Here is an 18,530-nt window from a genome sequence, read left to right as displayed (position 1 = left end):
CCGGACATGTCGCCGCGCCGCACGTTCCGGGAAAGATTGCGGTCGCGTGGCCCTGTTTTGGCATGGGCCGTTAACCATGCGCTAACCACGTTGGCGCACCTTCGCGCGGGTGGAAGGGAAACCATGGTCGCGCACGCCTACACAGTCGCCTTCGAGGGGGTCGAGGCCCGCCTGGTCGAGGTGCAATGCGCCGTCAGCCCCGGGCTGCCGGCGTTCTCCATCGTCGGTCTGCCGGACAAGGCCGTGTCCGAGGCGCGCGACCGCGTGCGCGCGGCGCTGACCGCGCTGGCCATAGCGCTTCCGTCGAAGCGCATCACGGTGAACCTGTCGCCCGCCGACATGCCCAAGGAGGGCTCGCATTTCGACCTGCCCATCGCCCTGGGGCTGCTGGCGGCGCTGGACATCGTCTCGGCCGAGGCGGTGTCCCGCACGGTGGCGCTGGGAGAGTTGTCGCTCGACGGCACGCTGGTGCCGGTGCTGGGCGCGTTGCCGGCGGCGATGGCCGCGGCCGAGGACGACCGCCAGCTGCTGTGCCCGCGCGCCTCGGGCCCCGAGGCGGCGTGGGTCGATGCCTGTACAGTGCTGGGCGCGGGATCGCTGATGGACGTGGTGCGGCACTTTTCCGGGCAGTCGGTGATCGCACCGGCGATGGCGGGGGTGATCGCCCCGGAGACGGGCCTGAAGGACCTGCGCGACGTCAAGGGACAGGAGCGCGCCAAGCGCGCGCTGGAGATCGCCGCCGCGGGCCGACACCACCTGATGCTGACCGGCACGCCCGGATCGGGCAAGTCCATGCTGGCCGCGCGGCTGCCGGGCATCCTGCCGCCGCTGACGCCGCTCGAGGCGCTCGAGACGTCGATGATCCACTTCGTCGCGGGCCTGCTGGACCAGGGTGGACTGTCACGCGCACGTCCCTTCCGCGAGCCGCACCACACCGCGTCGATCGCCGCGATCACCGGCGGCGGACGCGGCGCCAAGCCGGGCGAGATCAGCCTTGCTCATAACGGCGTGCTGTTCATGGACGAGTTCCCCGAGTTTCCGCGCGCCGTGCTGGAGACCCTGCGCCAGCCGATCGAGACCGGAGAGGTCGTGGTCGCCCGCGCCAATGCCCACGTGCGCTATCCCTGCCGCTTCATGCTGATCGCGGCGGCCAACCCGTGCAAATGCGGCTATCTGAGCGATCCGGCGCAGGCCTGCGCCCGCGCGCCCGGCTGCGGCGCGGATTACATGGCGCGCGTATCCGGCCCGCTGATGGACCGCTTCGACCTGCGGATCGAGGTGCCGCCCGTCGTCTTCACCGACCTGAACCTGCCGCCGCCCACCGAAGGCTCGGCCGAAATCGCGGCGCGAGTCGCCGCCGCCCGCGCGCGGCAGACGGCGCGGTTCGAGGGCGTGGCGGGGGTGCGCACCAATGCCGATGCCGAGGGGCAATTGCTGGAGGAGATCGCGCCGCTGGATGCCGAGGGACGGGACCTGCTGTCGCGCGCCGCCGACCGGTTCGGGCTGTCGGCGCGCGGATATCACCGGGTGCTGCGGGTCGCACGAACCATCGCGGACCTGGACGGCGCGGATGCAATCGCGCGCCACCACTTGGCCGAGGCGCTGGGCTACCGGCTGTCGGGCGCGAAGGAGCGCTGAACGAACCGCGCGACCGCGCGCAGCGTCACGTCGGCCTCGGGCGCATAGCCGTGGAACAGCGGCCAGACATGCGGCGCGTGCGGGATCTCGACCGCTTCGACATCGGCGCCGAAGCTGCGCAGCCGGTCGACCATGCGGCGGGAATCGTCGCGCAGGATCTCGGTCGCGGACCAGTCGATGCGCACCGGCGGGCAGCCCGGGAAGTCGGCGAAAAGCGGCGACAGGCGCGGATCGGCCGGGTCGCCCTTCGGCAGGATGTAGCCGCGCACTTCCTCGACACGGTCGACGGGCAGCAGGACCTCGGTCGCGGCGTTGCTGCGCAGGCTGTCGCCGCTGAGCGTCAGGTCGGTCCAAGGCGACAGCGCGAAGGCGGCGGCGGGCGGGGTTTCGCGCAGGCACAGCGCCGACAGCAGCGCCAGTGCCAGCCCGCCGCCGGCGGAATCGCCGCCCAGCACGATGTTGCCCGGCGTCAGCCCCGACCCGAGCAGCGCGTCCCACGCGGCGACGGCGGCATAATACGCGGCCGGGTGCGGATGCTCGGGCGCCAGCGGATAGCGCGGGGCGCGCACCTCGGTGCCGGTCATGCGCGACAGGCGACCCAGCATCGCCGCATGGGTGCGCGGAGACCCGGTGATGTAGCCGCCGCCGTGGAAATACAGGATGGCGCGGCCTGCCGTCACCGACCCCGCGGTGATCCGGTCGGGCTGGTCCGCGACCTCGACGTGGCGAAGCCCCGAGGGCTGGCGGAACATGATGCGCGCGCCGGCCTCGAATTCGGCCCGCGCCTCGGTAGGGTCGGCGACGCGTTCCATCCGCCGGCGCGCCACGAGCCGCAGCTGCGTCTCGAGCGCGCGCAGCCGCAGCGAGCTCACGGCCTCATCCCAGCTTGGCCTCGATGGCCTCCCAGAGGCGGCCTGCGACGTTGATGCCGTCGAAGCGCTCGAGTTCCTGGATGCCGGTGGGCGAGGTCACGTTGATCTCGGTCAGCCAGTCGCCGATCACGTCGATGCCGACGAGGATCTGGCCGTGATCGCGCAGGCGCGGGCCGATCGTGGCGCAGATCTCGCGGTCGCGATCGGTCAGGGCAACCTTCTCAGGGCGGCCGCCCACATGCATGTTCGAGCGCACCTCGCCCAACGCGGGCACGCGGTTGATCGCGCCCACGGCCTCTCCGTCGACGAGGATCACGCGCTTGTCGCCCTTGGACACGGCCGGCAGGTATTTCTGCACGATCAGCGGCTCGCGCGAGAAGCCGGTGAACAGCTCGTGCAGCGAGGACAGGTTGCGGTCGCCGGTTTCCAGCCGGAACACCCCCGCCCCGCCGTTGCCGTAGAGCGGCTTGAGGATGATGTCGCCGTGCCGGTCGCGGAACGCCTTCAGCGTCGCCAGGTCGCGTGCGATGGTGGTGGGTGGCGTAAGTTCGGGGAAGTCGAGCACCAGCAGCTTCTCGGGGAAGTTGCGCACCCAGAACGGGTCGTTGACCACCAGCACCTTGCCCTTCAGCCGGTCCAGAAGGTGCGTCGTGGTGATGTAGTGCATGTCGAAGGGCGGATCCTGGCGCAGCCAGATCACGTGGAACTCCGACAGGTCCACCACGCTGACCGGCTCCAGCACCGCCGGCTGTCCGGCGACGCGCTGGACCTTCATCCAGTGGCCGCGCGCGGTGATGCGCCCCTCTTCGTAGGCCAGCGCGTCGGGGCTGTAGTAGAACAGCTCGTGCCCGCGCGCCTGCGCCTCTTCGGCGATCCGGAACGTGGTGTCGGCGTCGATATTGACCGCCGTGATCGGGTCCATCTGAAAGGCGACCTTCATGCGTTCCCCCGCATCTGCAAACGTTGCCTTGATGGCGCATGCGCGGCGGACACGCAATGGCGGCCGATCACGGAAACGGAGTCACGCCAGCGCGTTCTCAATCACGCGGACGGAGCCCTGCCCGTCGACCAGCGCCACGTCGAAGCGCATGTCGGTCAGGCTGCCCGATGCCAGCGTCCCCGCATATTCCTCGGCCGCGGCCCAGAGCCGGGCGACCTGTCGCGGCCCCAGATGCGACATCGCGCGATCGAAATCGCGCGACGCCTTCACCTCGATGAACACGACCGTGTCGCTGTCGCGCGCGATCAGGTCGATCTCGCCCGCTTGGCCGCGCCAGCGCCGGGCGATGATGTGCAGCCCGCGGCGTTCGTAGTCGCGCGCGACCGCCTCCTCGGCGGCCAGACCGGCATGGTAGCCGGTTTCCCCGCGCGCCCGACGGCTTCGGGTCGTCATGCGTCCTGCTCCGGGTCCGGTGCGTCCCCTTCGGCCGAGAGGCGCATCGCGGCCTGGTAGACCTGCCGCCGCTTGACGCCCAGCGCGCCCGATACGCTGTCGGCTGCATCCCGGACCGACATGGTGGCCAGCGCGTCGCGCAGCATGTCCTCGATCTCGGCCTCGCCGGCCTCTTTCGGGGTGCCGCGCCCGACCAGCACGACGATCTCGCCCTTCGCGGGCGCGTCGGCGTAATGCGCGGCCAGCTCGTCGAGCGTGCCGCCGCGCAGCTCCTCGAACTTCTTGGTGATCTCGCGGCAGACCGCGGCCTCGCGCGCGCCGCCCAGCACGGCCGCGGCGTCGGCCAGCATCGCGCCCAGGCGGCGGGGGGATTCGTAGAAGACCAGCGTGCCGGGAATCGCCGCGACCTCTTCCAGCGCGCGGCGGCGGGCCTTGGCGGCATTGGGCAGGAAGCCGGCGAAGAAGAAGCGGTCGGTCGGCAGCCCGGCTATGGTCAACGCCGCGACCACGGCCGAGGCGCCGGGCGCCGTCGTCACGGCCAGCCCCTCGGCGCGCGCGGCGCGGGCAAGGTCGAAGCCCGGATCGGAGATGGTCGGCGTGCCCGCCTCGGACATGTAGGCGACCGAGCGGCCGGCGGCGATCTCGGCCAGAAGGCGGGGGCGCATCTTCGCGCCGTTGTGTTCGTGGTAGGCCAGCAGCGCCCGGCCCGACAGGTCGATCCCGTGCAGTTGCGCCAGCCGGCGCAGGCTGCGCGTGTCCTCGGCCGCGAGCACGTCGGCGGCGGCAAGGATGTCGAGCGCGCGCAGCGTGATGTCGCGCGCGTTGCCGATCGGCGTCGCCACCAGATACAGCCCCGCGGAAAGCCGCTGTGTCGCCGGATTCGTCATTGGACCCCTTCGTGCAACCGGCTATGATCAAGCCGCGTTTACATGTGGCATGCCAGCCCCATGGCAAACAACGAGGGAGTTTCCATCCATGACCGTTCCGTCCCCGCTGCGCAGGCTTCTGCGCCCGCTCGCGGCGCTTGCCGCCGCCGCGACGATCGCCGCCTGCGACGTCGCCATTCCGGATGCCTCGGGCCCGGGCGCGCAGCCGGCATCGACCGCCCCGGTCCAGGTGGCGCTTCTGATCCCGCGCAGCGACCCCTCGCCCGAGGTGTCGCGGATTGCTGCCGATCTCGAGAACGCGACGCGGCTGGCGATGGCGGGCTATCCGCAGGGCCGGATCGACCTGCGGGTCTACGACACGGCCGGCAACACCTCGACCGCCGCCGCGCGCGCGCAGCAGGCCGTCGACGAGGGCGCGGACGTCATTCTCGGGCCGCTTCGGGGCGAAGCGGCGAACGCCGCGGGTGTCGCGGTGGCAGACGAGGGCGTGAACGTCCTGAGCTTTTCCAACAACCCCTCGATCGCGGGCGGCAACGTCTACGTGCTGGGAACGACCTTCGACAATACCGCGCGACGACTGCTGACCTACGCGGCCGACCAGGGGCAGGACAGCCTCGTCGTGGTGCATTCCGACGACGTGCCCGGCCAGGTGGGCCGCATCGCGATCGAGCAGGCGGCCGCCCGCGCGGGTCTGAACGTGCTCGCATCCGAGGCGTATCCGCTGTCGGTCGAGGGCGTCGCCGCCACCGCGCAGCGCGCCCGCGCCTCGGCCGAGGCGGGCGCCGACACGGTATTCATCACCACCGACGCCACCAACGCGGCCATGCCGATGCTGCTGCAAATGCTGCCCGAGAACGGTCTGGACCCGGCCACGGTGCAGTACATCGGCCTCACCCGCTGGGACGTGAAGCCCGAGCTTTACAACCTGCCGGGCGCGCGCGGCGCTTGGTTCGCAGTGCCCGACCCCAGCCGGCAACAGGGCTTCGAAGCCAGCTATGCCCAGGCCTACGGCCGGGCGCCGCACCCGCTGGCGGGGCTGGCCTATGACGGCATCACCGCGATCGCGGCCAGCGCCACGCGCGGCGGCGTGCCGGCGGCGGCGCTTACGCAGGCCAGCGGCTTCCAGGGAGCCACGGGTCGCTTCCGCCTGGGCGCAGACGGGACGAACCAGCGCGCGCTGGCCATCGCAAGCATCCAGAACGGACAGGTGATCATCGTTGACTCCGCTCCCAGCAGCCTCGGCCGCGCCGGTTTCTGAACCGGTCGGACCGCGGCACCCCGACGACCTGATCGCGCCGGCCTCCGATATTCTCGACCTGCCGGCGCTGCGGGCGGCGCTGTTCTCGTCGCTGCCGTCCGGTGGCGACGAGATGTCGGTGCGGCAGGCCGCGGTGAAATGCCTTCGCGACGCGATCAACCACGGCCGCGCCGCAATCGCGGACGCGTTCGCGCGCGATCCGTTCGCCGCGCGGCGCACCACGCGCGCCTATCGCTACGTGGTCGATTGCGCAGTGCAGCTGACCTTCGAGATCGCGACCGAGCGGTTGCACCGCAAACCCAACCCGACCGAGGGCGAACACCTGGCAGTCGTGGCCGTCGGCGGCTACGGCCGCGGCGAGATGGCGCCGTTCTCGGACGTCGACCTGCTGTTCCTGACGCCCTACAAGATCACGGCCTGGGCCGAGAGCGTCATCGAGTCGATGCTCTACATCCTGTGGGACCTGAAGCTGAAGGTCGGCCATGCCTCGCGTACCGTGAAGGATTGCCTGCGGCTGGCGGGCGAAGATTACACCATCCGGACCGCGCTGCTGGAGACACGCTACCTTGCCGGGCGCCGGGCCCTGGCCGAGGAACTCGACGCGCGGTTGTGGTCGGAGCTGTTCGAGGGCACCGCCCGCGACTTCATCGAGGCCAAGCTGGAGGAACGCGACGCCCGCCACGTCAAGCAGGGCGAGCGCTACATGGTCGAGCCCAACGTCAAGGAGGGCAAGGGCGGCCTGCGCGACCTGCAATCGCTGTTCTGGATCGCCAAGTACGTCCACCATGCCGACGATCCGGCCGAGCTGATGCGCAGGGGCCTGTTCCGCCGCGAGGAATACGAGACCTTCGTCTCGGCCGAGCGCTTCCTGTGGGCCGTGCGGTGCCACCTGCACCTGGTCTCGGGTCGGGCCAACGAACAGCTGACCTTCGACATGCAGGTCGAGATTGCGGCGCGCATGGGCTATGCCGACCGGCGCGGGCGGCGGGCGGTCGAGCTGTTCATGCAGGAGTATTTCCGCCACGCCACCGCCGTGGGCGACCTGACGCGCATCTTTCTGGCCGCGCTCGAGGCCGAGAACACCAAGGACGCGCCGCTGATCCTGCGGATGCTGAAGCGCACGCCGCGCACCAAGCCCGGCTACCGGGTCGACCGCAACCGCCTGGCCATCGTCGACGACGCGGCCTTTCTGTCCGACAAGCTCAACATGCTGCGCCTGTTCGAGGAGGCGCTGCGCACCGGGCTGCTGATCCACCCCGACGCGATGCGGCTGGTCAAGGCGAACCTGCACCTGATCGACCGCGAACTGCGCGAAAGCCGCGAGGGCCGGCGCATCTTCCTCGACCTGCTGCTGAAGCACGGCAATCCCGAACGCGCCCTGCGCAGGATGAACGAGCTTGGCGTACTGGCCGCCTTCATCCCGGAATTCGCACCCGTCGTGGCGATGATGCAGTTCAACATGTACCACCACTACACCGTGGACGAACACACGATCCAGGTGATCCGGAACCTGTCCGAGATCGAGCATGGCGAGCACGAGGACGACCTGCCCGTCGTCAGTCAGATCATCGCCGAGGGCGTGAACCGCAAGGTGCTGTACGTCGCAATGCTGCTGCACGACATCGGCAAGGGCCAAGACGAGGATCATTCCGTCCTGGGCGCGCGCATCGCCCGCACCGTGGCGCCCCGGCTGGGACTGAAGAGGGCCGATGTCGCGACTGTCGAATGGCTGGTGCGCTACCACCTGCTGATGTCCGACATGGCGCAGAAGCGCGACATCGCCGACCCGCGCACGGTGCGCGACTTCGCCAAGGCGGTGCAGAGCGTCGAGCGGCTGAATCTGCTGTGCGTGCTGACGGTCTGCGACATCCGCGGCGTGGGGCCGGGCACGTGGAACAACTGGAAGGGCGCGCTGATCCGCGCGCTCTACCGCCAGACGCGCCGCGCGCTCGAAGACGGGATGGAGGCGCTCAACCGCGAGAAGCGCGGCGCCGAGGCCAAGCGCCTGCTGCGCGAACGCCTGGACGGCTGGGACGCAAAGGACATCAAGACCGAGACGACGCGCCATTACGAACCCTACTGGCAGGGCCTACACGTCACCGCGCACGAGGTCTTCGCCCGCCTGCTGCGCGACATCAGTGCCGACGAGATCGCCATCGACATCCACCCCGACGAGGACCGCGACGCCACCCGCGTCTGCTTTGCCCTGCAGGATCACCCCGGGATCTTCTCGCGCCTCGCGGGCGCGCTGGCGCTGTCGGGCGCGAACGTGGTCGACGCGCGCACCTTCACCACCAAGGACGGCTTTGCCACCGCCGCCTTCTGGATCCAGGACGAGGAGGGCAGCCCCTACGACCCCAGCCGCCTGGACCGCCTGCGCGAGACCATCCGCAAGACGCTGCTGGGCGAACTGGTGGCCCGCGACGCGATCCAGCCGAAGGAAAAGTTCCGCAAGCGCGAGCGCGCCTTCAGCGTGCCCACCTCGATCACCTTCGACAACGACGGGTCCGAGATCTTCACCATCATCGAGGTCGACACCCGCGACCGGCGCGGGCTACTTTTCGATCTCACGCGGACGCTGGCGTCGCAGAACATCTACATCGCCAGCGCGGTGATCGCGACCTTCGGCGAACAGGTCGTCGACACGTTCTACGTCAAGGACATGTTCGGCCTGAAGCTGCATTCGAAAGTCAAGCGCGACGCTGTCGAGAAGAAGCTGCGCGAGGCGATCGAGGCCGGCAAGGAGCGCGCGCGCAGCTGATCCCGCCCCCGAAGCCGCCGCAGCGGCATCCACAACCGCCGGACGCCGCGCGGCCGCCGCGCGACGCGCCAGGGCCCCGCACGGGGTCTTTCAGCCGCGCGCGCATCCGTCTAAGCCAACCCGAAAAAGGGAGATGCCAGTGAAACCGATCCGCCTGATCTCGGGCATCCTGACCGTGGGTGTCTGGACCATGCTCAGCCGCGTGCTGGGCGTCGCGCGCGAGATCATGATCCTGGCGCTGATCGGTCCCGGGCCGGTGATGGACGCCTTCGTCGCCGCCTTCCGCCTGCCCAACATGTTCCGCCGCTTTTTCGCCGAGGGCGCGTTCAACGCCGCTTTCGTGCCGATGTTCTCGAAGAAGTACGAGGCCGACGAGGCGCCGCTGCTGTTCGCGCGCGACGCGCTGAACGGGCTGGTGACCGTGCTGCTCGCGCTGACCGCGCTGGCCCTGATCTTCATGCCGGCGCTGGTCTACGTTACGGCGGGCGGCTTTGCCGGTGACCCGCGCTTCGACATGACAGTCGCCTATGGCCGGGTGATGTTCCCCTACATCCTGCTGATCTCGGTCTCGGCGATGCTGTCGGGCGCGCTGAACGCGACCGGACGCTTCGCGGCCGCCGCGGCGGCACCGATCCTGCTCAACGTGCTGATTATCGCCGCGATGGCGGCCGCGTCGCACTTCGGCGGCGCGGCGATCGTCTGGCTGGTCTGGACCGTGCCGCTGGCGGGCGTGGCGCAGCTGGCGCTGGTCTGGCTCGCGGCCGAGCGCGCCGGCCTGCACATCCGTCCCGGCCGCCCGCGGCTGACGCCCGACATGAAGCGGCTGGTGATCGTCGCGGTGCCCGCCGCACTCGCCGCCGGGGTTATGCAGGTGAACCTGCTGGTCGGCCAGCTGGTCGCGAGCCATTTCGAAAAGGCCGTCGGCTGGCTGTATGCGGCGGACCGCCTGTACCAGCTGCCGCTGGGCGTCGTCGGCATCGCCATCGGCATCGTCCTGCTGCCCGAACTGTCGCGCCGCCTGAAGGCGGACGACGCCGCTGGCGGACGCGCCGCACTGTCGCGCGCCGGTGAACTGTCTCTGGCATTGACGGTGCCCTGCGCGGTCGCGCTGATGGCGATCCCGGTGCCCATCGTTTCGGTGCTGTTCCAGCGCGGCGCGACAGGACCGGACGACACCGCGGCAATCGCGCTGGCGGTGGCGATCTACGGGCTGGGCCTGCCCGCCTTCGTGCTTCAGAAGGTGCTGCAGCCGATCTTCTTCGCGCGCGAGGACACGAAAAGCCCGTTCCGCTACGCCGTCGTCGCCATGATCGTGAACGCTGCGCTTGCGGTCGGGTTGGCGCCGGCGATTGGCTGGATCGCCCCGGCGATCGCCACCACCGCCGCCGGTTGGATCATGGTCGCGCAACTGTCGATCGGCGGCCGGCGCTTCGGCGAGGTCGCGCGCTTCGACGCGCGCTTCGGCGGGCGGATGTGGCGGATCTGCGTCGCCTCGGCGATCATGGGAGCGGCGCTCTGGCTGATGCAGATCTGGCTGGGTGGGCTGCTGGCGACGCCGGGCCTGCGCTACGCGGCGCTGGCATTCCTGATCGCCGCGGGGGCGCTGGTCTACGCCATCGCGGGTCAGATGACCGGCGCCTTCAGCATGGCCGAGTTGCGCACCACCTTCGCCCGGCGCCGCGGGTAGGCGGGCGCAAGCCCCGCGGCGCTCAGCCGCGGCGCAGCCGCGCCAGCAGACGGTGAAAGCCTCCCGGCACCAGCACGATCGTCAGCAGGAAACCTGCTGCGAACCCCGCCACGTCCGCGACCCAGTCCAACCCGCCGCCGAACAGCACGCCGAAGACGAGCTGGATGCCCAGCAGCACCCCGATGAGCGAGAACGCCCGCAACTGCTGCGCGCCGACCTGCCCCAGCCGCACCCACAACAGATAGGTAAACGCCCCGATCAGCCCGTAGACCGGTGGGAACGCGCCGAAGAGCGGTTGCACGCTGCCAGGCAGCAGGGAGTAGAGCAGCGCGCCGCCCACGGTCGAGACCACGAACACCGCCAGCATCGCGGCGCCGCCGATCGTCTCGGCCACGATCTTGCCCAGCGCCAGCAGCATCACGGCGGCGAACAGCGCATGGGTGAACCCGGCATGGACGAAGGGATAGGAGACGATGCGCAGCAGATGCTCGGGCGGGTAGCGCCCGGTCTCGACCATCCAGCGCAGGATCTCGGGCGAGAACGCGTAGCGCTCGATCGCGGCCAGCCGCCAGCCCACCGCCTCGGGACCGCCCAGAAGGCCCCGCGCGCCCAGGCCGAAGATCGCCTCGATGCCGACGGTCACCAGCGCCAGCGCCACCACCGCCGGGGGCAGCGGGTTGACCGGGTTCTCGTTGTGCGGATGCACCATCGGCTGGCCTCATTCTTGACGGGGTGACGGGGCACCAGTAAGCCACACCGGCCCGAACTTCCAGACGGAGAACCCCATGTCCGAGGCCCAGCCCGACACCGCCTTCGCGCCGCGCGTCTTTTCCGGCATCCAGCCGTCCGGCGGGCTGACGCTGGGCAACTACCTGGGCGCCATGAAGCGCTTCGTCGACATGCAGGAGGACGGCGGCTACCAGACCATCTACTGCATGGTCGACCTGCACGCCATCACCGTCTGGCAGGACCCCGCCAAGCTGACCCGCGCAACGCGCGAACTGTGCGCCGGCTTCATCGCCGCCGGGATCGACCCCGAGAAGTCCATCCTGTTCAACCAGTCCCAGGTGCCCGAGCACACGCAGCTGGGCTGGATCTTCAACTGCGTCGCGCGCATGGGCTGGATGAAGCGCATGACCCAGTTCAAGGACAAGGCCGGCAAGAACGCCGAGAACGCCTCTCTGGGCCTGTTCGGCTACCCGGCGCTGATGGCGGCCGACATCCTGGCCTACCACGCGACCCACGTGCCGGTGGGCGAGGACCAGAAGCAGCACCTCGAGCTGACGCGCGACATCGCGGCAAAGTTCAACCACGATTACAGCGTCGACTTCTTCCCGCTGACCGAACCGGTGATCGAGGGGGCCGCGACCCGCGTCATGTCCCTGCGCGACGGATCTAGGAAGATGTCGAAGTCCGATCCCTCGGACATGAGCCGGATCAACATGACCGACGATGCCGACGCGATCGCCTCGAAGATCCGCAAGGCCCGCACCGATCCCGAGCCGCTGCCCGGCGACGCGAAGGGCCTCGAGGGTCGGGCCGAGGCGCGCAACCTGGTGAACATCTACGCCGCCCTGTCGGACCAGAGCGTCGACCAGGTGATGGCGGAATTCGGCGGGCAACCGTTCTCGGTCTTCAAGCCGAGGCTGGCCGATCTGGCCGTCGATAAGCTGTCGCCGATCTCGGCCGAGATGGCCCGCCTGATGGAGGACCCGGCCCAGATCGACGCGATCCTGCACCGCGGCTCCGAACGCGCGCGCGAGATCGCCGCGCCGGTGCTGAAGCGGACCTACGAGATCGTCGGCATGGTGCGCTAGGCGCGGATCGAAGGTCCGCCCGTCCGTTCAGGCGGACGGCGACGCCGCGATCCGCGCCGCCAACCGCAACGCATGGCTTCGATCCTGCGCCACCGCCGGCATGACCGAGTCGTAGACCGCGCGGATCAGCGCGCCTATCTCGGGGCGCAGCACGACGCGCCCATCGCCGAGCCGCCCCAGGGGCGAGCGGTCGGTGAACGCGGTGTCGGACCACAGGACCATCGTCTGCACGACCTGGTTCAGCGCCAGCGTCTCGGCCGGCATCGCCGACAGCGCGTCGTCCATCCGCAGGAAGACGAAGCAGGCGCGGATCGCGCCCGACGCGTCGAAGCGGAACACGCGGTACTGGTTGGCCCCGCTTCCCGACAGCCGCGCAACAAGCGGCTCCAGCCCGTCGATCAGCCGGTCGAGGTCAGGCACCTGCAGCAATTCCTGCCAGTCCCGGAAGAAGAAGACCATGACGTTGGCGCCAAGTTCGGGGTCGGTCTCGGCCATCTGGTGGCCAGCCAGCGCGCAGAGCGCCTCGAACGCGCCCTTGACCACGGCCAGCGTCGCGTCGTCGACGCCAAAGACGATGGGCGCGATCGGCCGGCCCCAGCGCGCGCACAGGTAGCTGCCGTCGGAGCGGGTGAACCGCGCGGCGATGTCGTCAGGAATCATGGCTCGTCTCCGAACAGATCGCTCTGGCCGGGGACGGCGGGCATGGGCAGCCCCATATGCGTCCAGGCGCGGCGACCCAGCATGCGTCCACGCGGGGTGCGCTGGACCAGACCCTGCTGCAGCAGGAAGGGCTCGACGACCTCCTCCAGCGCGTCGCGGCTTTCGGACAGCGCGGCGGACAGCGTCTCGATCCCGACGGGGCCGCCGGCGTAATGCTCGGCCATCAGCGCCAGGTAGCGCCGGTCGGCGCCGTCCAGCCCCAGCGCGTCCACGCCCAGCCGCGTCAGCGCCCGATCGGCCAATGCCTGGCTGACCACGCCGCCGCCCTCGACAACGGCGAAATCCACGACGCGGCGCAACAGCCGTCCGGCGATGCGCGGCGTCCCGCGCGAGCGTTTGGCGATCTCGTGCGCGCCGTCACCCTCCATCCGGACGCCCAGCTTGACCGCGTTGCCGCGTACGATGGTTTCAAGCTCTTCCACCGTGTAGAAATTCAGCCGCGTCGGGATGCCGAAGCGGTCGCGCAGCGGCGTGGTCAGCAGGCCCAGCCGCGTGGTCGCCCCGACCAGGGTGAAGGGCTGAAGCTCGATCCGCACGGTGCGCGCGGCGGGCCCCTCGCCGATCACGAGGTCGAGCTCGAAATCCTCCATCGCCGGGTACAGCACTTCCTCGACCGCCGGGTTCAGGCGGTGGATCTCGTCGATGAACAGGACGTCGCGCGCCTCGAGGTTGGTCAGGATCGCCGCCAGATCACCCGCCTTGGCCAGGACGGGTCCAGACGTCATGCGGAAACCGACCCCGAGCTCGCGCGCCATGATCTGCGCCAGCGTCGTCTTGCCGAGGCCGGGCGGGCCGAAGAACAGAGTGTGGTCCATCGCCTCGGCGCGGTGCCTGGCGCTGTCGATGAACACCCGCAGGTTCGAGCGCGCCTCGGCCTGGCCCACAAAATCGGCAAGCATCTGCGGGCGCAGGGCGCGGCCGCCCTCGTCCATGCTGTCCTCGGGCAGGGGTGCTGCGCGCAGGGTGGGATCGGGATCGCTCATCGCAGCGCCTTACTTGGGGGCCAGCAGGCGCAGCGCGGCGCGGATCAGCGTGGCGGTGTCGGCGTCGGGCGCCTCGTCCAGCGCCTCGGCCACGGCGCGCGCGGCCTCGGACGGGGCGTAGCCCAGATTGGACAGCGCCGAAAGCGCCTCGGCTCGCCCCGAGGGCGCCGGGCGCGCGGGCGGCGGTGTCGAGGCGGCCGCGCCGGGCGCGTCGTCGATCACCGAGGCATCGGGAGCCGAGACCGCCTGTTCGCCCATCGCCATGACCGTGGGGGCCTTGTCCCGCAGCTCGTTCACCACGCGCTGCGCCGTTTTCGGACCGATGCCCTTCGCCGCCTTGACGGCATTCCAGTCGCCCAATGCGATGGCGCGGCTGACGCCGTCCGCGCCCAGCGTGCCAAGGATCGCCAGCGACGCCTTGGCGCCCACGCCCTGCACGCCCATCAGCAGCCGGTGCCATTCCTTCTCGACCAGCGTAGGGAAGCCGAAGAGCTGCAGCAGGTCCTCGCGCACCAGCAGGTCGGTCCACAGCGCCGCCGCCTCGCCCGCCCGCGGCAGCGCAGCCAGCGTCCGGTCCGAGCAATACACCACGTAGCCCACGCCGCGCACGTCGATCAGCACGTGATCGTCACCCTTGTACTCGATCCGTCCCGCGATGCGCCCGATCATGCCTTGATCCTCAGCGCGCTGGCGCCGGCATAGCGCGCGTGGCAGATCGCGATGGCCAACGCGTCGGCGGCATCCGGCCCGGCGAGCTTGGCGCCCGGCAACTGCATCAGTACCATGTGTTCCACCTGCCGCTTGTCCGCGTGACCGACGCCGACGACCGTCTTCTTGACCTTGTTGGGCGCGTACTCGCCGATCGGCAGGCCGAACTGCGCGGGCACCAGAAGCGCGATCGCCCGCGCCTGCCCCAGCTTCAGCGTGGCCACGCCGTCCTTGTTGACGAAGGTCTGCTCGACCGCGGCCTCTTGCGGCAGAAACCTGCGGAACACCTCGGTCAGCTGTTCGTGCAGCGACAGCAGCCGGTCGGCCAACGCCGCGCCTCCCGCCGAGGAGGTCTGGCACAGCCCGTTGGCAATGTGCCTGATTCGGTTCCCCTCGGCCTCGATGACGCCCCAGCCAAGGGACCGTAGGCCCGGATCGATGCCGAGAACCCGCATTGCTGCCCCATTCGAATTATTTTTTTCACCGCTAGCACGAAACGCGAACACAGGCCACGGCTAATGCGCCGCGATCCGAAAACGACACGGACTTTTCCACAGACGACACGGTCCGTAAAACAAGGTCTGAAACCGACGCTCCGCGACGCGGAAACGGCACGCCCTGCGGCCGGATTTTTCCATTGTTCATAATTCGTTAAGGCGATTTTTCGCCATGCGTGCGGGGCGTGGAATGCAGTCGCATTTTTCTCTCTTGCGGCATGTCTTGAGCGCTCCTAGTTCGGGTGGACGACGGCACCGCCCAGCCTGCAAGGAGACCCGCCATGTCCGTGATCGATACCAACCGCGCCTACGCCAGCGCCGGCTCCGCCGGTCGCATCGGCTCGATGTTCCTGTCGGCGTTCAACATCTTCGCTGCCTGGAACGACACGCGCACGACGCAAACCAACCTCGACCGGCTCAGCGACCGCCAGCTGGACGATATCGGCCTGCACCGGGGTCAGCTTCCGCGCCTGCGCAAGCCCTGAAGCCACGGGATCGGAACACGAGAGGGCCGCGCCGGAATTGTCCGGGGCGGCCCTTTTGCTTGGCAGCACATGCCATGGCCGGCGGTTCAGGGAAGATGCGGCCCCAGCCGTTCGGCCACCCGGGCGGTCAGGGGGTCCACGGACATCAGCAGCGCGCCTGCCCGCTCGACGCCGTTACCCGCGATAAGATCGGCGCGCTTCGCCTCGTAGGCCTCGGCGCCCATGCCGGCCAGGATCAGCGCCTTGATCCCCAGCGCTCCGACGAATGCGAGCGTAAGCGCCCGCCAGACTGCGGGACGCGCCCGCTGGCTGGGCGCCTGCAGGATCACCCCCGACCGGTCGAGACGCGTGACATAGCCGCCAGCCATGCGGAGATGCTTTTGCCGGACCGTGCGGCACCGCTGCTCGAATCGTCGTTGTGCGTCGTCCATCGTCGCCTCGTCGTCCGGCCCCCACCGGATCAGGCGACACTCGCGTCGAATTGCGGCGCCAGTGGTACGGAAGCTGGGCATTTTAGCCAAAGCGGGTTCAAATACCGCGCTTCTGCAACGTCAGCGTCGCCCAGTCGCCGATCGTGTCGCGGCGCAGCAGCGCGATGCCGGCCGCGTCGTAGGCCTCGACGACCTCGTCGACCTGGCGCGTCAGCAGGCCCGACAGGATCGCGTAGCCACCCGGCGCGAGATGCGCGGCCATGGCCGGAGCGAGGTCGATCAGCGGCTGCTTGAGGATGTTGGCGAAGACCAGATCGAAGGGCGCGCGGGCCGCCAGGTCGGGGTGGTCGAAACCTGTCGCCTCGAGGCAAGTCACCCGGCCGTCCAGCCCGTTGGCGTCGACATTGGCCTGCGCCACCTCGACCGCGACGGCGTCGATGTCCGACGCGACAACGGCGCCGGGCCAAATCCGCGCCGCACCCATCGCCAGCACCGCCGTGCCGCAGCCGATATCGGCGACATTCCTGCCTTCGAAGCCGCCCGACGCCAGCCGGTCCAGCGCCTCGAGACAGCCCTGCGTGGTGCCGTGATGGCCTGTGCCGAAGGCCATCGCGGCCTCGATCAGCAGCGGCTCGCTGTCATCGGGGATCTTGTCGGCGTCGTGGCTGCCGTAGACGAAGAAGCGCCCCGCCACGACCGGCGTCAACTCGCGACGGACCTTGTCCACCCAGTCGGTGTCGGGAACCTTCGAGACGACGAAATCGGACGCATCGAACGCCCGCGCCAGCAGCGTCAGTTCGATGTCGTCGGGCGGCGCCAGGAAGTAGCCGCCGACCTCCCACGTGCCCGAGCCGTCCTCGATCTCGAACACGCCGACGCCGGTGGGTTCGGGGTCGAGCGATTCCATCGCCTCGCCCAGCGCTTCGGCGGCTTCTTGCGATCCGAGTTTCGTGTAGGCGGTGTAGGTGGTGGGCATCGCGTCCTCCGCTGGCAGCTTGCGGCGCAGATGGCAGCAAAGCCGCCGCGCCGCAAGCCTCACTCGGCCGGGGCGGCGGGCATCAGGCGCGCGAAGATCGTCTCGTTGCCCGGCTCGGGGTGGCGCGGGATCATCAGCGCCAGCGCCAGCGAGGTCGCCGCCATCATCGCCGCCAGCCCGAACACCGCCCCGGGCGAGATCAGCCACAGGTAGCCCAGCGACGCGGGCAGGAAGACGGCCGCGATGTGGTTGATCGTGAAGGCCACGGCGGCGGTGGGCGCGAAGTCGCCCGGGTCGGCGATCTTCTGGAAGTAGGTCTTCAGCGCCAGCGCGAGGGCAAAGAAGATGTGGTCGACCACGTAGAGCGTCGCGGCCAGCACCACGCCCCAGCCGAACCAGTAGATCCCGCCATAGGCCATGAACACGGCCACCAGACCCACATACTCGAACGCCAGCGCGTTGCGTTCGCCGAACCGGTGCACGACGCGGCCGAAGATCGGCGCGAGGATGATGTTGGCGACGAGGTTGATCAGGTAGAGCGCGGTGACGTGGTGCACCTCGAACCCGAAACGCTCGACCATCATGAAGCCGGCGAAGACGGTGAAGATCTGCCGCCGCGCGCCCGACATGAACTGCAGCGCGTAATACAGCCAGTAGCGGCGGCGCAGGACGAATTCCTTGGTCTGGGGATGCGGGCTTTCGAACTGGGGAAAGGCGAACCAGCAATACGCGACGATGATCAGCGTCAGCGAGCCCGCGCTCATGTAGACGAAGGTGTAGGACAGGTCGAACGCCTGCCAGGTCAGCACGATCGCCACGTAGGCCACCAGCGTCGCGGCGGACCCCGCCGCCAGCAGCAGGCCCAGCATCTGCGGCGCGCGGGCCTTGGGCAGCCATTGCAGCTGCAGGCTCTGGTTCACGGTCTCGTAGTAGTGGAAGCCGATCGAGCTGAGCAGCGTGACGAACAGAAGCCCGCCCATCGTGGGAAACTGCGCGGTGATCGCGGTGGCGACGCCCAGCAGGGCCAGCGAGACCAGCGCGATGGTCTGCTCGCGCGCGATGAACAGCAGCAGGATCACGGCGATGGCGAGGAAGCCGGGCACCTCGCGGACGGTGTGGAGCCAGCCGATGTCCGAGCCGTCGAACTGCGCCGCCTCGATGACGAAATTGTTCAGCAGCGCCGACCAGGTGGCAAAGCTGAGCGGCATGGCGATCGCCATGAGGAACAGCAGCGTCACGGGGCGGCGCCAGACCGGCAGGCCCCGGGCCTCGGACAGAGGGACGGGAGACATGATTTCGCTTTAGGCCCTTTCAGGGGACTTGGCGAGAGGGCTCGGGAAGCGGGGCGGTCGGGGGCGTCGCGGAGTGTCCCACGGTGGGACACGTTTTCGCCTCAGCAAAATCAATGGCTTGCAGA

At 69.5% G+C, this 18,530-nt stretch carries 18 protein-coding genes; 6 read left to right on the top strand and 12 right to left on the bottom strand.

The features are described 5' to 3' along the window. Positions 1 to 123 precede the first annotated feature (123 nt). Positions 124 to 1,638 carry a YifB family Mg chelatase-like AAA ATPase gene (locus BLW27_RS07605; protein ID WP_089881779.1) on the top strand — a complete coding sequence of 505 codons (1,515 nt, stop codon included), beginning with the start codon at positions 124 to 126 and terminating at the stop codon, positions 1,636 to 1,638. On the opposite strand, the gene BLW27_RS07600 is transcribed toward BLW27_RS07605, so the two are convergent. The 4 genes from BLW27_RS07600 to rsmI form a co-directional block, all read right to left on the bottom strand. After that, positions 1,608 to 2,510, bottom strand: a complete 903-nt coding sequence (locus tag BLW27_RS07600; RefSeq protein ID WP_245710809.1) for an alpha/beta hydrolase fold domain-containing protein — start codon at positions 2,508 to 2,510, stop codon at positions 1,608 to 1,610. The two genes, BLW27_RS07605 and BLW27_RS07600, sit on opposite strands and share 31 nt — an antisense overlap. A gap of 4 nt (positions 2,511 to 2,514) precedes the next feature. Beyond that, positions 2,515 to 3,450, bottom strand: coding sequence for a glutathione synthase (gene gshB, locus BLW27_RS07595; RefSeq protein WP_089881776.1), 936 nt, complete (start codon positions 3,448 to 3,450; stop codon positions 2,515 to 2,517). Between the two features lie 81 nt (positions 3,451 to 3,531). After that, entirely contained in the window at positions 3,532 to 3,903 is a 372-nt protein-coding gene (locus BLW27_RS07590; protein ID WP_089881772.1) for a YraN family protein, read from the bottom strand. Then, positions 3,900 to 4,790, bottom strand: coding sequence for a 16S rRNA (cytidine(1402)-2'-O)-methyltransferase (gene rsmI / locus BLW27_RS07585; protein WP_089881768.1), 891 nt, complete (start codon positions 4,788 to 4,790; stop codon positions 3,900 to 3,902). Before rsmI ends, BLW27_RS07590 begins: the two co-directional genes overlap by 4 nt. Positions 4,791 to 4,878: 88 nt before the next feature. Between rsmI and BLW27_RS07580 the strand changes: the two genes are divergently transcribed. The 3 genes from BLW27_RS07580 (at position 4,879) to murJ (ending at position 10,496) form a co-directional block, all read left to right on the top strand. Then, positions 4,879 to 6,048, top strand: a complete 1,170-nt coding sequence (locus BLW27_RS07580) for a penicillin-binding protein activator (RefSeq protein WP_089881765.1) — start codon at positions 4,879 to 4,881, stop codon at positions 6,046 to 6,048. Then, a complete protein-coding gene (locus BLW27_RS07575) occupies positions 6,008 to 8,809 on the top strand; it encodes a [protein-PII] uridylyltransferase (protein WP_089881762.1) in 2,802 nt (933 codons plus the stop codon). The genes BLW27_RS07580 and BLW27_RS07575 overlap by 41 nt, the downstream gene beginning before the upstream one ends. A gap of 139 nt (positions 8,810 to 8,948) precedes the next feature. Continuing rightward, positions 8,949 to 10,496: a murein biosynthesis integral membrane protein MurJ gene (gene murJ, locus BLW27_RS07570; protein ID WP_089881759.1), complete on the top strand. Its 1,548-nt coding sequence runs from the start codon at positions 8,949 to 8,951 to the stop codon at positions 10,494 to 10,496. A gap of 22 nt (positions 10,497 to 10,518) precedes the next feature. On the opposite strand, the gene BLW27_RS07565 is transcribed toward murJ, so the two are convergent. After that, positions 10,519 to 11,205, bottom strand: coding sequence for a rhomboid family intramembrane serine protease (locus BLW27_RS07565; RefSeq protein ID WP_089881756.1), 687 nt, complete (start codon positions 11,203 to 11,205; stop codon positions 10,519 to 10,521). A 76-nt stretch (positions 11,206 to 11,281) separates the two neighbouring features. On the opposite strand from BLW27_RS07565, the gene trpS reads away from it, so the two are divergent. Beyond that, on the top strand, positions 11,282 to 12,313 hold the full coding sequence (gene trpS / locus BLW27_RS07560) for a tryptophan--tRNA ligase (RefSeq protein WP_089881753.1): 1,032 nt from the start codon (positions 11,282 to 11,284) through the stop codon (positions 12,311 to 12,313). Positions 12,314 to 12,340: 27 nt separating this feature from the next. Here the strand turns inward: trpS and BLW27_RS07555 are convergent, their stop codons facing one another. Genes BLW27_RS07555 through ruvC form a run of 4 tightly spaced genes read right to left on the bottom strand, consistent with a single transcriptional unit; the run spans position 12,341 to position 15,179 of the window. Further along, on the bottom strand, positions 12,341 to 12,973 hold the full coding sequence (locus BLW27_RS07555) for a hypothetical protein (protein WP_089881750.1): 633 nt from the start codon (positions 12,971 to 12,973) through the stop codon (positions 12,341 to 12,343). After that, complete coding sequence (gene ruvB / locus BLW27_RS07550) at positions 12,970 to 14,016, bottom strand: Holliday junction branch migration DNA helicase RuvB (RefSeq protein ID WP_089881747.1); 1,047 nt, start codon at positions 14,014 to 14,016, stop codon at positions 12,970 to 12,972. Before ruvB ends, BLW27_RS07555 begins: the two co-directional genes overlap by 4 nt. A 9-nt stretch (positions 14,017 to 14,025) precedes the next feature. Then, a complete protein-coding gene (ruvA, locus tag BLW27_RS07545) occupies positions 14,026 to 14,685 on the bottom strand; it encodes a Holliday junction branch migration protein RuvA (RefSeq protein ID WP_089881744.1) in 660 nt (219 codons plus the stop codon). Further along, complete coding sequence (gene ruvC, locus BLW27_RS07540) at positions 14,682 to 15,179, bottom strand: crossover junction endodeoxyribonuclease RuvC (protein ID WP_089881741.1); 498 nt, start codon at positions 15,177 to 15,179, stop codon at positions 14,682 to 14,684. Before ruvC ends, ruvA begins: the two co-directional genes overlap by 4 nt. Positions 15,180 to 15,502: 323 nt before the next feature. On the opposite strand from ruvC, the gene BLW27_RS07535 reads away from it, so the two are divergent. After that, positions 15,503 to 15,706 (top strand): DUF1127 domain-containing protein, encoded by a 204-nt coding sequence (locus BLW27_RS07535; RefSeq protein WP_089881737.1) that lies wholly within the window; start codon positions 15,503 to 15,505, stop codon positions 15,704 to 15,706. 86 nt (positions 15,707 to 15,792) lie between these two features. Here the strand turns inward: BLW27_RS07535 and BLW27_RS07530 are convergent, their stop codons facing one another. From BLW27_RS07530 to BLW27_RS07520, 3 genes are all read right to left on the bottom strand, one after another. Continuing rightward, positions 15,793 to 16,074 (bottom strand): hypothetical protein, encoded by a 282-nt coding sequence (locus BLW27_RS07530; RefSeq protein ID WP_089881733.1) that lies wholly within the window; start codon positions 16,072 to 16,074, stop codon positions 15,793 to 15,795. A gap of 160 nt (positions 16,075 to 16,234) precedes the next feature. Further along, the gene (locus BLW27_RS07525) at positions 16,235 to 17,113 is read right to left on the bottom strand and encodes a 50S ribosomal protein L11 methyltransferase (RefSeq protein WP_089881730.1); all 879 of its coding nucleotides are present in this window, start codon (positions 17,111 to 17,113) and stop codon (positions 16,235 to 16,237) included. A gap of 59 nt (positions 17,114 to 17,172) precedes the next feature. Continuing rightward, a complete protein-coding gene (locus BLW27_RS07520; protein ID WP_177177847.1) occupies positions 17,173 to 18,405 on the bottom strand; it encodes an MFS transporter in 1,233 nt (410 codons plus the stop codon). Positions 18,406 to 18,530: the final 125 nt, after the last annotated feature.

The sequence above is a fragment of the Citreimonas salinaria genome (genome assembly GCF_900107235.1).
Lineage (GTDB): Bacteria > Pseudomonadota > Alphaproteobacteria > Rhodobacterales > Rhodobacteraceae > Citreimonas > Citreimonas salinaria.
The sequence above is the reverse complement of the archived record's forward strand: the minus strand, read 5'-3'. Positions and strand labels throughout refer to the sequence as shown.